At 64.5% G+C, this 14028-nt stretch carries 15 protein-coding genes; 4 read left to right on the forward strand and 11 right to left on the reverse strand.

Annotated features, from left to right (window positions below; translation table 11 throughout):
* Window positions 1-96 precede the first annotated feature (96 nt).
* Window positions 97-957 carry an alpha/beta fold hydrolase gene (locus JQ587_RS35635; RefSeq protein ID WP_212303905.1) on the reverse strand — a complete coding sequence of 287 codons (861 nt, stop codon included), beginning with the start codon at window positions 955-957 and terminating at the stop codon, window positions 97-99.
* A gap of 339 nt (window positions 958-1296) precedes the next feature.
* Window positions 1297-2220 carry a division plane positioning ATPase MipZ gene (locus JQ587_RS35640; protein ID WP_212303906.1) on the reverse strand — a complete coding sequence of 308 codons (924 nt, stop codon included), beginning with the start codon at window positions 2218-2220 and terminating at the stop codon, window positions 1297-1299.
* A 274-nt stretch (window positions 2221-2494) separates the two neighbouring features.
* Here JQ587_RS35640 and panC point away from each other — a divergent pair, with 274 nt between their 5' ends.
* The gene (gene panC, locus JQ587_RS35645) at window positions 2495-3346 is read left to right on the forward strand and encodes a pantoate--beta-alanine ligase (protein ID WP_212303907.1); all 852 of its coding nucleotides are present in this window, start codon (window positions 2495-2497) and stop codon (window positions 3344-3346) included.
* On the opposite strand, the gene JQ587_RS35650 is transcribed toward panC, so the two are convergent.
* The 5 genes from JQ587_RS35650 to JQ587_RS35670 all read right to left on the reverse strand — a co-directional run bounded on the left by JQ587_RS35650 (window position 3343) and on the right by JQ587_RS35670 (window position 6538).
* Window positions 3343-3783 (reverse strand): DUF1489 family protein, encoded by a 441-nt coding sequence (locus JQ587_RS35650; RefSeq protein WP_212303908.1) that lies wholly within the window; start codon window positions 3781-3783, stop codon window positions 3343-3345. The genes panC and JQ587_RS35650 overlap by 4 nt on opposite strands.
* A 42-nt stretch (window positions 3784-3825) precedes the next feature.
* The gene (locus JQ587_RS35655; RefSeq protein ID WP_212303909.1) at window positions 3826-4815 is read right to left on the reverse strand and encodes a hypothetical protein; all 990 of its coding nucleotides are present in this window, start codon (window positions 4813-4815) and stop codon (window positions 3826-3828) included.
* 156 nt (window positions 4816-4971) lie between these two features.
* Window positions 4972-5163 carry a hypothetical protein gene (locus JQ587_RS35660; RefSeq protein ID WP_036015225.1) on the reverse strand — a complete coding sequence of 64 codons (192 nt, stop codon included), beginning with the start codon at window positions 5161-5163 and terminating at the stop codon, window positions 4972-4974.
* A 205-nt stretch (window positions 5164-5368) separates the two neighbouring features.
* Entirely contained in the window at window positions 5369-5737 is a 369-nt protein-coding gene (locus JQ587_RS35665) for a YidB family protein (RefSeq protein ID WP_212303910.1), read from the reverse strand.
* A gap of 138 nt (window positions 5738-5875) precedes the next feature.
* The gene (locus JQ587_RS35670; protein ID WP_212428477.1) at window positions 5876-6538 is read right to left on the reverse strand and encodes a glutathione S-transferase family protein; all 663 of its coding nucleotides are present in this window, start codon (window positions 6536-6538) and stop codon (window positions 5876-5878) included.
* Between the two features lie 122 nt (window positions 6539-6660).
* On the opposite strand from JQ587_RS35670, the gene JQ587_RS35675 reads away from it, so the two are divergent.
* On the forward strand, window positions 6661-7377 hold the full coding sequence (locus JQ587_RS35675; RefSeq protein WP_212428478.1) for a DUF599 domain-containing protein: 717 nt from the start codon (window positions 6661-6663) through the stop codon (window positions 7375-7377).
* Between the two features lie 975 nt (window positions 7378-8352).
* On the forward strand, window positions 8353-9207 hold the full coding sequence (locus JQ587_RS35680; protein WP_212428479.1) for an alpha/beta hydrolase family protein: 855 nt from the start codon (window positions 8353-8355) through the stop codon (window positions 9205-9207).
* Window positions 9208-9283: 76 nt separating this feature from the next.
* Here the strand turns inward: JQ587_RS35680 and JQ587_RS35685 are convergent, their stop codons facing one another.
* From JQ587_RS35685 to mgtE, 4 genes are all read right to left on the reverse strand, one after another.
* Window positions 9284-10165, reverse strand: coding sequence for a hypothetical protein (locus JQ587_RS35685; RefSeq protein ID WP_212428480.1), 882 nt, complete (start codon window positions 10163-10165; stop codon window positions 9284-9286).
* Between the two features lie 49 nt (window positions 10166-10214).
* Window positions 10215-11033 (reverse strand): aldo/keto reductase, encoded by an 819-nt coding sequence (locus JQ587_RS35690; protein WP_212301497.1) that lies wholly within the window; start codon window positions 11031-11033, stop codon window positions 10215-10217.
* 132 nt (window positions 11034-11165) lie between these two features.
* The gene (locus JQ587_RS35695) at window positions 11166-11477 is read right to left on the reverse strand and encodes a helix-turn-helix domain-containing protein (RefSeq protein WP_212301498.1); all 312 of its coding nucleotides are present in this window, start codon (window positions 11475-11477) and stop codon (window positions 11166-11168) included.
* 117 nt (window positions 11478-11594) lie between these two features.
* A complete protein-coding gene (gene mgtE, locus JQ587_RS35700) occupies window positions 11595-13016 on the reverse strand; it encodes a magnesium transporter (RefSeq protein ID WP_212301499.1) in 1422 nt (473 codons plus the stop codon).
* Between the two features lie 81 nt (window positions 13017-13097).
* On the opposite strand from mgtE, the gene JQ587_RS35705 reads away from it, so the two are divergent.
* Window positions 13098-13907 carry a polysaccharide deacetylase family protein gene (locus JQ587_RS35705; RefSeq protein WP_212428481.1) on the forward strand — a complete coding sequence of 270 codons (810 nt, stop codon included), beginning with the start codon at window positions 13098-13100 and terminating at the stop codon, window positions 13905-13907.
* Window positions 13908-14028 lie beyond the last annotated feature (121 nt).

The raw sequence follows: 14028 nt of genomic DNA on the forward strand, positions 1-14028 counted from the left end.
CTGCCCGGTCAATGTGCAAAGCCCCCGCGGGCGGAAGCCGGCGGGGGCTTTGAAACTCGTTTCCGATTATGACCGAATGGATCGGCTGGTTTCAGATCAGCTTTTGGCGGGTGCCATCAGCGCGACCGGACCGGGCTCCAGGATCTTGGGCGGAGCCGAACGGGTGTCTACCGGCGCGATTGCGCTGTCGGTGTCGGTCAGGAATTTATCGAGCATGCCCTGGATCGAGTTCTTGGCGTCATCCGGGCCGGTGTCGCGCATGTCGTTGTGCTGGAAGTCCGTCTTCACGACCTGAATGCCGGCCTTCTCGCACTCCTCGTCGGTCGGGATCACGCCCGGATCGGTCTTGAACTGCGGATCATGAGAACGGAACGACAGGATCTTGAACTTGCCCGCGGTCACGAACGGCACGCGGAGATTATCCAGCGTCACGACCTTCTTGACCTCATCCGGATACTGCTTGGCGAAGTACATCGTGATGTCGCCGCCCATGGAATGGCCGACCATCGTCACCCTGGAGTAGTCGGCGTTGGGCTGAACCTTCTTCATTTCCTGCATCGCCAGATGAATGTTGGCGACGCCGCGCAGAATTTGCGGCAGGCGGCCGACATAGAGTTCTCCGGGCTTGGTCACCATCGGAGGATCGGTCGGCAGATCATGCTGCGGGCTGACAACGAGATAACCGCGGGCGGCGAACGCGTTGGCGAGGAATCCGTACTCGGTATTCTTGACGGTGTTGCCGTGATTGATCACCGCGACCGGCATGGTGATCATGCCGGCATTTGCCTGCATTTCCTTGTCGCGACGGATCGCGATGTCGACAGGCACGGGACGATTGTCGCGCGAAGCGTCGTAAAAGGTGATGGTCTCGTGCTTGATGGCCCACTTGCTCGCCGTGAAATAGGCGACACCGCAGAGGGCTCCGACAGAAACCAGAACGGCAATTCCACGCTTCATTTTCGTCCTCAGCCTCAGGCCTTGCGACCTGATCCCTGTTGAAAATCGTGTTGTTCGAGGAGCTCTTCGGCCCCTTCGCGCCTATTCCCTAATATATGTCACAGCCGCGTGACAGGAAGGCTAAATATTGTGATCCAGCAGCCCTTTCATTGTGCGACGCACACGTTTGGTGAGCACCCTGTTCTGATACCGCTACGTCCGAATGCAGATGACCCTCCGACGCAACCCGTCACGATCGGGTTCAATCTCACAGTGAATGCCTGATGAAAACGGCTTTGCAGGCGTTCGGTTCCCGCAGGAACTCGCTGCCGTGATCGAGCGGAAGTAGCAACGTACCGCTTAGGCGCCGAGGATGTCGTGAACCTCGAGCGGCTTATCCACCTGGCTGAACCACTCTGCGCGATTTGCCGCACGTCGCCGGCCGCGCTCGTCGAGTGGCAGCTTGAGCTGGCGCAGCAGGCCCGTCACCTCTTCCCGCGCGGTGAGATGGCCGAGATTGGGCCGCATGCCGAGCGTCGTCTCGTCGATTTCGTCCAGCGCCGTCAGGCCGCGCGGGAAGAACTCGCGATAGACCACGCGTTCGGCGAAGCCATCGACGTAACGGAAGCCGAGCCGCAGCGACAGATCCTTCAGCCCCTCGGCGACAAGCTGCTTGTTGCGGGAGCCGAGCATCGACAGGCGGTTGCGCACCACGATCCAGTCGGTGGTCGAACCGTCGAGCTGGCGACGCTTGCGCCTGACGTCGCGCACCATCTCGGCGTAATGGCTTTCCCCGGTCACCGCGTAATTGGCGGGGTCGACGGTGCCGAGCACGTCGAAATCCAGGAAGCTGTCATTGATCGGCGTGACCAGCGTGTCGGCCATCGAATGGGCGAGCCGCATCAGATAGCTGTCGGTGCCGGGGGTATCGATGACGATGAAATCGAAACTGCTCTCGACCGCCGACACCGCCTCCATGAACTGCTGGAACTCGGAATTCTCGTTCTCGGCGATCTGCATGGTCTCGCCGAGCTTGATGCAGCGATGCACCGGAAGCTCGAGGTCGATCTTGCTGCGCCGGGCCCAGACGGAGCGGTTGTTGATGTAACGGGTGAAGCTTTGCTGGCGGCAGTCGAGATCGATAGTGGCGACGCGCTGGCCGGCTTTCAGGAGCGCAACCGCGATGTGCAGGGCGGTGGTCGATTTGCCGGAGCCGCCCTTCTCATTGCCGAGCACAACGACGTGCGCCGAGCCGGATTGGCTTTGGCTAGCCTGCACGAGCATGGCGATCCTCAACACCCCTGAACAATATCTTCGAGTTGGCCGCGTCTGCGGTCAAGTGAAATGCGTGACAGGATGACGAAATCACAAGTGCGCTGGTCATCATCATGAATCGTGTCGCGATGTCACATCAGTGATCCAGCCCACAAGGGCGCGACATCCTCATTACGACGGATGCTGTGCCGCATGTCGATGCATGGCGTCCACGATCGCGGCTTGTTAAGGTTATCCGGCTGCGCGGCAGGCCGCGCCCTCCCCCCAACCTTGCCGAGTCCTGATGTCACGAAGCCCCTTGATCACCCGCACGGTGCCCGCCCTGCGACGCGCCGTCGACAGTCTTCGCAGGCGAAAGGCCACGATCGCGCTGGTGCCGACCATGGGGGCCCTCCATGACGGGCATGTGTCGCTGGTGCGGCTCGCCAAGCAGCGTGCGAGTCGCGTCGTGGTCTCGATCTTCGTCAATCCAACCCAGTTCGCCCCGACCGAGGATTTCGGCGCCTATCCGCGGACCTGGAAATCCGACATCGCCAAGCTCGCAGCCGAGAACGTCGACATCGTCTGGCACCCCGGCGTCGAGGCGATGTATCCGGAGGGCTTTGCGACGCGCATCGTCCCGGAGGGGCCGGCGCTGGCCGGCCTGGAGGACCGCTTCCGCCCGCACTTCTTCGGCGGCGTCGCCACCGTCGTCGGCAAGCTGTTCACGCAATGCCGGCCGGATGTCGCGATCTTCGGCGAGAAGGACTTTCAGCAATGGCGCGTGGTGACACAGATGGCGCGCGACCTCGACCTCGGCGTTAAGGTGATCGGCTCCCGCACCGTGCGCGAGCGCGACGGGCTCGCGATGTCGTCGCGCAACGTTTACCTGTCGCCTGCGGAGCGGCAGACCGCCACCACCCTCTTCCGCGCCATGAAGGATAGTGCCGCGCGGATCCGGTCCGGCGAAGCCATAGCCAGCGCGATGGCCCGCGGCGCCGAGATGATCACGGCGGCCGGCTTTGAGCTCGACTATTTCGAGGTGCGGCGTGCCGACACGCTGGCGCCGGTCACCTCGCGCAAGGATGGGCCGCTGAGGATCCTGGTCGCCGCCAAGCTCGGCACGACGCGGCTGATCGACAATCTTGCGGTTTAGAGCAGTCCGAGATCGCGCAGCTCGCGCCGCATCGGCTCCGGCATGGCCGCAATGGTGCCGGCAGCGGACTTGCCGAGATCGGCCGGCACGGAATCATCCGTGAGATAGCGCCAGCCCTGGAACGGGCGCATCGGCCGCGGCGATACCGAAATCACCTTTGGCTGCATCACGATCCGGCAACGCCCGATACCGTCCTTGTCGCGGAACGGCTCGATGCCGATGATTTTCTCGCGCGCGGCGATCTCGCCCTTGATGACCCAATAGAGCGAGCCGCCTGCGAGAATCTCGGCGTCGCGCTTCGGCACCATGCGGGTGATATGGATGTGGCGTTGCGGCAGGCCTTTTTTCTTGGCCGTCTGCATCCGTTCGGCGACCCACCCCTTCAATTCCTTGACGGAGTCGCAGCCGACGGCAAGCTTGATCAGATGGAGTGGCATGGCCCAGCATTAGCGGGCCAGCCACGCCTTTTCAAAGCCGAACTAGTCGTTATCCGCAGCCGCAGGAGCCGTGGCCGGCGGCGGTGCCAGCGGAACCGGCGCAGCGGCCGGCGCGCGTGCAGCCTTCGGCGCGGGCGGCTTCTTCGCAGCCGGAGCCCCAGGCGCGGTGGCCTGAGCCGAGGTCGCAGCCGGAGCGCGTTGCGCCGGCGCTGCGGCCGCGTTGGCAGCCGGCGGCTGGCGTGTCGACGGCTCCGGATTCATGATGCTCACCGGCGGGGTCGACGAAGCGCTCGGGAACTCCGCATTGGTCGGCTTGCCCGTCGGCATCGACGGCGGCAGCGCGGCGACCGCGCCCGGGAATGGAGTGCCCGCCGGCGCCGAACCAGGCGCGTTCCAGGTCGGCGCGTAGCGCGCGACCAGCATGTCGTAGAGATGGGCGTCCATGTTGGCGGCGACCTGCTGCTGATCGGTCAGGGAGCGGAACGCGGCACAATCGAACTGGGTACAAGCGTCGCGCATGACCAGCACCTGCGCGACGAGGCCATAGCGATCGTGCTCCAGCGACTTGCGCAGCACCTTCAGGTCCGGTGTCAGGCTCTTCTCGGCAGTCGCGACATCACCAAGCGCGGTCAGGCGGTCGATCCGCGCGGCCGTGTAGGAGACGGCGGTAGCCGCCGCATCCGGCGAGCCGAACAGCGCCTTCTCGCAACCGACCTGCACGGCATCGCCGGCGATGTCGTCGAGGCACGACAGCGCCGGCAGGGTCGCGGTCACCGTGGCTTGCGTGCGGGCCTCCACAGTCGAGGTTTCTTGCCCGAGCGGCCCATAGATACGCATGGTGGCGGCCACCGCGATGCCGATGGAGAGCAGCGTGATGACGGTCAGCGCGCCGTTGGCGACCGATTTCTCGGCGCGCAGCAGCGTGATCAGCAGGATCAAGCCGAAGAAGCCGGCCGCCGCCAGCGTCAGCCACATCGGAAAGGCCGGCGAGCGCCAGACTTGGTCGAGCGACGAGGCCCATGCCCAGTTCATGCGCGATGTCCCCTCACGCGAGCAAAGAGCGAATGGTCAAGCGAGCACCGCGAACCGGTAACTGCCCCCGCGCCACCTTGCCGAGCCGAAGCGGGCCTTTTGACGGCAGGCGGAGCAAATTCCTCCGCGATGTCAATGCGTGGTGCTGTCAGCGCACTATGAGAGGGCGAGCTGGCTTTCCTTGGCGACCCGTTCGAAGGCTTCGGTCGAGCTCTTGATCCGGTATTGGCAGTCGTCGCCTTCCGTCGGCAGCAGGCGAATGACCTCGTATGCGCCACTCGCAGCCGGGCGCGCGACGTTGCTGGCCGTGAACAATACGCGCGTTCCCACGGGGAATTTATGCTTCAACGCCCATCTCCATCACTCAAACAGCGCCGGCCGTGCCCAGGGTCCCCACTGCGACGGACCGGCTGAAAACCCGATCCGACGTATAGCACGCGATGCGGCGTTTTGGCCAGCAGTATGCAGGCCAGGCAAACCCAGCAATCCCGCAGTGTTTTCAGGATGATAGATAGGGGTCGAGCGTTCTGCGATACCGTCGGAACCGCCCCACTCAGGCACCGTGGGGCAGATGGCCCTGCGGGCTTGCCTGATCCACGGCCTTGGGCAGCTCCTGGGCCAGGATCTCGCCGAGCTGGTCGACCGGAATGTTGTAGCGCGCGGCAAGCTGGCGGACGGTGTCGTTACCGAGCACGGCGCGGAGCTGGTCGGCCGAGATCGGCAGATTCTGGCCATTACCGAGCCAGGATTTGACCTGATCGCCGAAGCCCGCCTGCTGAAGCTTGGCGACGATCGCGCCTAAGCCCCCCTGGTTGTTGCTGCCGAGCACCTCGTTCAGCACGGCCGGCAGGACGGCGGCGCCGAGCTGGCCGAGCGCACTACGCAATGCGGGATTGTTTTCCAGTGAGTCCAGAATTCCCATTACCGTCCCCTCTCCTGAGCCGTCTTCCCTTCGATTGAGCGCTGCGAGCCGGCATGCCGTCAAGCCGCGCCAAATCACATTTCAAGCGAGCACGACCTTGTCGGAGCAGCGGTGCCGCTTCTCCGATCATGTCCACGATCAGACGCTCTCGAACTTTTCGATGACGAGCGTTTCGGCGAGCCCATCGCGGGTCCATTCCTGGAACGCCGGCATCGCCATCATCGTGTCCATATAGGCCTTGGCCTCCGGCGTGACCTCGATCGCGTAGGTGCGGAAGCGATGGACGACCGGAGCATACATCGCATCGGCTGCGCCGAAGCGGCCGAACAGGAACGGCCCGTCCGCACCGTAGCGGGTCCGGCACGTGCGCCAGATCTCCTGCACGCGCGCAACGTTGGCCATGGCATCCGCCGACAGCGTCACGGGACGCACCGGACGATGCAGGTTCATGCCGCACTCGCTGCGCAGGGCCATGAATCCGGAGTGCATCTCGGCGCACACCGAACGGGCAAACGCCCGCGCCGCCAAATCGTCGGGCCACAGCTTCTTCTCCGGATAGCGCTCGGCGACGTACTCGATGATGGCAAGCGAATCCCACACCGTGACGTCGCCGTCGACCAACACCGGCACCTTGCCGGCGCGGCTGAAGGACAGGATCTGCTCCTTGTCCGCGGGATTGTCGGTGTAGAGCGGGATCACGGTCTCCACGAACGGGATGTCGTTGGCGCGGAGCGCGAGCCAGGGCCGCATCGACCATGACGAGTAGTTCTTGTTGCCGATCGCGAGCTTGAGCGCTGCCATGTCACTGGTCCTTCCGTAGGTCTTTCGGGTGCGGCTGCTTTTAACGCCATCGCCTGCCGCCAATCAATCGTTGCCGCTACCAGCCATGCGTGGCAATCGTGGCGGCTCGCGAGGAGAGAGACATGAGCAGGCATTGGGTCGACATCACCGCCGTCGGCTTCTTCATCATCGAATGGCTGGCCTATGCCGCCACGCTCGAGCATTCGGCCTATGGCCGCGACAGCCTGTCGGCGCGGATGAACCGCTATCGCGAGGTCTGGGTCCGCCGTCTGCTCGATCGCGAGACGCGCATGGTCGACATGCAGATCATGGCCTCGCTCCAGAACGGCACCGCCTTCTTCGCCTCCACCAGCCTGTTCGCGCTCGGCGGCGCGCTGGCGCTGCTGCATGCGACCAACGACGCCATCACCATTCTGGGCAAGCTGCCGATCGATCTCAGCCCCTCGCCCGCGCTGTGGGAGCTAAAATGCGTCGGCCTGGTGCTGATCTGTGTCTATGCCTTTTTCAAGTTCGCCTGGGCCTATCGGCTGTTCAACTATGTCGCGATCCTGTTCGGCGGCATGCCGCCGTCTTCCCTGCGCGACACGCCAGAGGCCGAGGCCCATGTCATCCGCACCTCGCGCGTGTTCGAATCCGCCGGCCGCCATTTCAACCGCGGCCAGCGTGCCTTCTTCTTCGCGCTCGGCTATCTCGGCTGGTTCGTCAGCCCCTGGGTGCTGTTCGTAACCACGGCCGCCGTGGTGGTGGTGACCTGGCGCCGGCAGTTCGCCTCGAGTGCCTGGGCGGCCATGGCGCCGGATGTGATCGCAGGCGACGAGGGGTTGAAGCGCGGTCATTGAGGCCGGCTCTTTCCATATCGTCATTGCGAGCGCAGCGAAGCAATCCAGAATCCCTCCGCGGATACGCTCTGGATTGGTTCGCTGCGCTCGCAATGACGGAGTATGAGGAGACAGCTCCGCTCTTCCCGTTCGCACTGAGTAGCAGACACACCTTCGCAGCCTCGCGGCGCAATTCGCCCGAGCTTTGCTTGATCACTCCGCCCTCTCGTCCGAGAGGGCGCAGGGAAGGCCGGGTGCTGACCTCGCACCCGCGGTCTGCTGCGCGAATGTAGCGCAGTGAAAGACCGCACAGCAGCATACAGGTGAAGCCCAACACACGGCCTTCCCTGCGCGATGGGTTGACGGCTTATGCCGTGCTCTCCCGGGAGCCGAATTCCTTCTGGCCTCCCTCGCCTCGCGAATTGACGATGTGGTTGATCCGGTTGGACGCTCCACATCTCCGCGACGGCTTGACCGTAGCAACGACGGTCGGGACCACACGGTTTTGCCGTACGCGCGTTCGCCTGATGCCACAGGGTTTTCCCGCACTGTCGACGTTGCGGGAAAAAATGTTGGCGAGACGAATTTCACAGCGCCGCTCGTCCGCACGCGGTTTCGGGCTCACAAGGACTACCCGCCCTGCCCGCACCCTCTCGTGCCGACGCTGCCGCGTCCACCGCAAGCCCGGCTCGCAATTCGTGACGACGTACGATCGCCCCTCAAGGATGAGCCGGGATGGGCGACACATACGCCATTCCCGAATTTCGGTAAAGAAGAATATTTTCACACGGGTGCATTGACAGAGGGCGACACAGCGAAGCTGCGCGCACGCAGCCGCAGGATGGGCAAAGCGCAAGCGTGCCCAACAATCGATTGCGATTGGAGAGAGATCGCGGGCACGGTGCGTGGCGCCTCTGCCCAGCCTTCGAGACCTCCGTGATCGAGATCACGCGCACCACTTGACATTGCGCCCGCGTTTCCCCGACAACTCAAGCCGTGATCAGTTTTCCCAATATTGCCGACCTGCCGACGACGCCCTTCTCCGGGACCGATGTGGTTCGCGGCGTCGAATGCGCCACGTCCGACGGCGACGGTCCGGGACGCGTACGGGTCGAAGTCGACGGCAAGCCCGATGTTCTCGCCTTCTATGGCGCGGCGTCCGAAGGCACGCCTGATGATCCCGTCATCTTCCTGCGCGGCGATGCCGTGGAGAAGCGCGATGATGCCGTCGTGGCCAACGAATGGTACGTCGCAGCGACGGCCTACGACGTGCAGGCACTCGCCGAACAGTTCAGCGCCACCTTCCATCGCCCCTATCTGCATCTGGCGCGCCCCGGCATCTTGGGTTCGACGGGGCACCATCTCGACCGGCGCCGGCCGCGCGAGGTCGCGCTGGTCGATGCGGCGCTGACCCGCCTCAAAGCGCATTTCGGCTGGCGCCGTCTCAATCTCGTCGGCCAATCCGGCGGCGGCCATCTCGTGGCCGCGCTGATCGCGCGTCGCGATGACATCGGTTGCGCGGTGATCACCTCGGGCAATACTGCGGTGGCCCAGCGCAATCGCGAGAACGGCTGGACCGCCGACATCACCGGACACAGCGATTTCCTCGACCCGATCGACCATGTCGCCGGCGTCGCGCACCATCCCCCGCAAAAGATCATCGTACTGACCGACCCGCACGACCAGCGCGTGTCGGCGTCGGTCCAAACTGCTTACGTCGAGGCGCTGCGCCGCGCCGGTGTCGCGGTGGACCACCGCCTCCTGCCGGCATCAGGCAGACTTCGTCATGACCTGCAACTGCCGGGAATTTTGGCGGCGCTCACGTGGCTCGCGAGCAAACGACGAATGTGATCGCGTAGCCGGATGGAGCCAACGGGTCGCGCGAATGCGCGCCCGATGACGGGCTCCGCGAAATCCGTGCTGCGACCTACGATCCGAAATCTCCCGGCGTGAACGACAGGTCCATCACCTTCCATTCCTCGTACTTGTCGACGGGCAACATCTTGTAGGGCTGGCAGGCCTGCAGGGCGCTCATCGCGGATTTCACGATGGCCACGCCCTTCGTCGACGGCGGGGCCTCGATCAGGATCGGCGGGCGGGCCAGCGCGCCGTCGGTAGTGAACACTGCGCGCAGCTTGACGCGCACCGCGTCGGTCGGCGCAACGTCCGACGGCAGTTTCGAACAGTTCCTCAGGTGCCGGCGAAGCTCGGCGACGACCTCGGGCGGCAGTTTGGCACCGATCGAATCCCTGGCATCGGCGCCGTCATCCTTGGGCGCGTTTTTCGGCTCGGGCGGCAATTCGGGCGGCAGGCCAAGCATCACACCGTATTTGACGGTCACGTCGGGCTGCGGCGCCTGATAGGCTGGAGGCGCAGCCTGTGGCTGTGGCATCGCGGGGAGCGGCTGTGCCGGCTGAGGCTGAGGTTGCGGCTGCGCGTTGGCCTCTTGCTTCTGGACCTGCGACGGCTGAGGCTGCTTCTGTTGCTGTTCGTGCGATGCCTGCTTTTGCGGCGCCGCCTTCTGCTCAACCGCAGGCTTCGGCGCGGCGTCCGGCTTGTCGGTGAGATCGAACTTCGGCAGCTTCAACTCGGGGAGCGGCTCCGGCGGCTTCGCATCCTGGGCCTTCTCCTCGACTTTGGCTTCCTCCTGCTTCACCTGGTCCGGCGTGACGATATCGACCGCGACAGTCTCGATCGGTGCGGAATGAAACGGATGGACCTCGCTGATAACGATGATCAGCGCCACCAGTGTCAGATGCGCGATGGCTGACGCCGCAACATCCGTCCGTATGATCTTCCGCAGGTCCATCGCCCGATCTTGGGTTGCCGTTCTGGTCCTAGCATAACCAAACCGACCCTCAATCCCATTTCGGGGCGAAGCCGAAATCGGTCAGACGGCCCTTCGGGCTGGCCAGCGCGGCGATCTGCGCCATCTCGGCATCTGAGAGCTCGAAATCGAAGATCTCGATGTTTTCCGACAATCGCTCGACACGTGAGGTTCTGGGAATCGCCGACACATTTTGTTGCGCCAGCCAGCGCAGGCAGATTTGTGCCGGCGTCTTGTGGTGGGCGCGGCCGATCGCGGCGAGCGTCTGATCCGCCTTGATGCGGCCCTTGGCGATCGGGCTGTAGGCAACCAGCGCCATCCCGTGCTGGTCGCAGGCCGCCTTTACCTTCGTCTGATCCAGATAGGGATGATATTCGACCTGGTTGCAGACGAGCGGCTCGCCCGACAGCGCGGCCGCCTGCTCGATCAGAGCCACCGTGAAGTTGGAGACGCCGATATGGCGGGTGAGGCCCATGCGCTTGGCATGTGCCAGCGCGCCCAGCGTCTCCTCCAGCGGCACATGCGGATTGGGCCAGTGCAACAGCACGAGGTCGACGGCGGGAAGCCGCAGCCGCACCAGGCTCTCCTTCACCGACCGTTCGAGATCGTGGGGCGCGAAATGATTGGTCCAGACTTTGGTGGTGACGAAGACGTCGTCGCGGCGCACGCCCGAGGCGCGCAATCCCTCGCCGACCTCGCGCTCATTGTCATAGACCTGGGCGGTATCGATGTGGCGGTAGCCGAGCCGCAGCGCCTGCTCGACCACGCGCGCGCAGATGCGCCCCTCCAGCTCCCAGGTTCCGAGCCCGATCGCCGGTATCCTCGCGCCATTGGCCTCGACGAACAGCATGAGGAATCCTCTCTGTTGCGGCAGCCCAAGAGTCGTCAACACCATCATTATGGACCCGGCCCGCCAGAGTGCAACGGACGACGCCCGGTCCCGGGTGCGCATCTTCGGCGGAAAGCTAACGGGAGGTTCGTCTCAGGCCTTGGCGAGCGCCTGGAAGACCGTGTCGGGCGCATGCGCGATCACGGCCAGGAGGGCGCGGGCGGGCCCGCGTGGGGCGCGCTTGCCCTGCTCCCAGTTGCGGATGGTCTCGACGGGAACACCAAGCTTGGCGGCGAACTCCATCTGGGTGAGACAGGCGCGCCGGCGCAAATCGCGTACCGCGAGCGAGCCGGCTTCGGCCGGCGGGGTCTCGACGGCAGGCGGGACCGGCTGGACAGGAAACTCTTGCCCGTCCCGCAATTCAACGACCCGTCCGTCTGCCTTCAGCCGCAACCGCATGCTCATTCCCCCAAGCGGGAGGATCATGCGGGAGGTCGCTTAAAGTCGGATTAAAGCTGGCTGGCCGTCATTCCGGGGCGCGCCACTTGGCGCGAGCCCGGAATGACAGAACGGAGATGAGCCCTACTTCAGCCCGAACCACAGCGTCGCGATACCGAGGAAGGAGAAGAAGCCGACGACGTCAGTCACCGTCGTCACGAACGTGCCGGAAGCCACGGCCGGATCGGCCCTGACGCGTTCGAGCGCCATCGGGATCAGGATGCCGCCGAGCGCACCGGCGATGAGGTTGCAGATCATCGCGAGCCCGATGACGACGCCGAGGCCCGGGATCTTGAACCAGGCTACCGCGGCGATGCCCGTGATCACGGCAAAGGCGACACCGTTGATGAGGCCGACCAGCGTCTCGCGGATAACCACGCGCCAGGCGTTGGAGGAACCGAGCTCGCGGGTCGCGAGCGCGCGCACCGCGACCGTCATGGTCTGGGTCGCGGCATTGCCGCCCTGGCTCGCGACGATCGGCGCCAGCACGGCGAGCGCCACCATCTGCTCGAGCTGGCCCTCGAACAGGCCGAGCACGGAGGACGCCAGGAATGCCGTGGCAAGGTTGATCAGCAGCCAGTTGAAGCGGCCGCGCGCAATGGTGAGAAACGTGTCCGACAGCTCTTCGTCGCTGGTGACACCGCCGAGCGCCTTGAGGTCCTCGTCCGCTTCCTCCTCGATGACGTCGACGACGTCGTCGACGGTGATGACGCCGACCAGGCGATCCTGGGTGTCGAGCACGGGAGCCGCGACGAGGTTGTACTTGCCGAACATGTGCGCGACTTCCTCCTGGTCCTCCAGGACGGAGACGCGGCGGCGATCCTCGTCTGTCAGCTCGGTGAGCGGCACCGGGCGGCGCGCGCGCAGCAGCACGTCGAGCGGAACCGCACCCTGCCAGTGCTGATCCTTGTCGACGACGTAGATTTCGTAGAAGCGTTCCGGCAGATCGGGCGTATCGCGCATGTAGTCGATCGCCTGCCCGACCGTGAAATCCTGCGGCACGGCGATGAACTCGGTCTGCATCCGCCGCCCGGCGGAGTTTTCCGGATACAGCAGGCTGCGCTCGAGCGCGACGCGCTCCTGCAGCGGCAGCTTCTCGAGGATCTCCTCCTGCTCGTCCTCGTCGAGGGTTTCGAGCAGCTCGACCGCGTCGTCGGATTCGAGCTCGCGGACGCCCTCGGCCACCGTCTCGGGCGGCAGCTCGTCGAGGATCTCCTCGCGGACGGTCTCGTCGACCTCGTTCAGCGCGGAAAAGTCGAAATCGGCGCCGGTCAGCTCGACCAGGCGGACGCGATTGTCCGGCGCGAGCGCTGCGATGAGGTCACCGAGATCGGCCTCGTGGAGCTCGGCGACGCAGGCGCGCAGCGCGGCGCTGTCGGCGGCCTCGATCGCATGGGCGATTTCCTCGACGAATTCCTGCCGAATTTCACCGTCTTCATTGCGCATCGGCACGTGGTCGAGTACCGAGGTCTCAGCGGCAGGGGTACCGTCCATATGTTCATCCATGGTACGCCTCGCCGTCTGACAGATTGGGTTGATAATTTGGGCTGACGGTCACGCAATACCCACAAGGCAATCGCGAGCGCAATGGCAAAGATGCATCGACCGAAATGGACCTCGATCACCACGGGCCTGGCTCTGGCGAGCCTCGCCGCGATCGGCTCGGCCAAGGCCGCCGACTGCCCACGCAAGGACACGCTCGGCACCTCGCGCGTGCTCGCGGTCGACCCGAAAACCTACCCACGCGTCGGATTGAAGAGCTTCCCGCAGACCCTGCCGCTCGCGGATCACGAGGTGGTGCTGACCTTCGACGACGGCCCTCGTCCGCCCTACACGCAGAAGGTGCTGGCGGCGCTGGCGCAGGAGTGCGTGCGGGCGACGTTCTTCCTCATAGGCCAGTCTTCCGCCGAGTTTCCTGACCTCGTCAGGCGCATCGCCGCCGAGGGCCACACCGTCGCGCACCATTCCTGGTCGCATCCGATGACATCCAAAATCCCGTTCGAGCAAGCGAAGGAGAACTTCGATCGCGGAATCGCGGCCGATGAAGCCGCGCTCAACGGCGTCTCGACCAACACGCCCTCGACACCGTTCTTCCGCTTCCCCTATTTCGACTCGACGCCCGCGACGCTCGACCTCATGCAGTCGCGCGGCATCGCCGTGTTCGGCGCCGACCTGTGGGCGAGCGACTGGGAGGAAATGACCCCGGAGCACGAGCTGAAGCTCGTCACGGATCGCCTCAACGCCGTCGGCAAGGGTATCATCCTGTTCCACGATCCCAAGGCCCACACGGCCGCCATGATGCCGGTGTTCCTGCGATATTTGCGCAAGAACGGCTATCGCGTCGTGCACATCGTCCCGGCGGCCCCAGGGCAAAAAAGCGCTGAAATCGCGCATTGATGCCGGGATGTCACGCCTGACCAAAATGGGGTGATTTGAGCCCTATTAATACTCTGTTCATGCTATGCCGTGCAAAGATTGAGGCGAGCGCCAGGTGGCAAAGGTCTTTGCACCTGAACCG

The sequence above is a fragment of the Bradyrhizobium manausense genome, from assembly GCF_018130615.1.
In the GTDB taxonomy this organism is placed as follows: domain Bacteria; phylum Pseudomonadota; class Alphaproteobacteria; order Rhizobiales; family Xanthobacteraceae; genus Bradyrhizobium; species Bradyrhizobium manausense_A.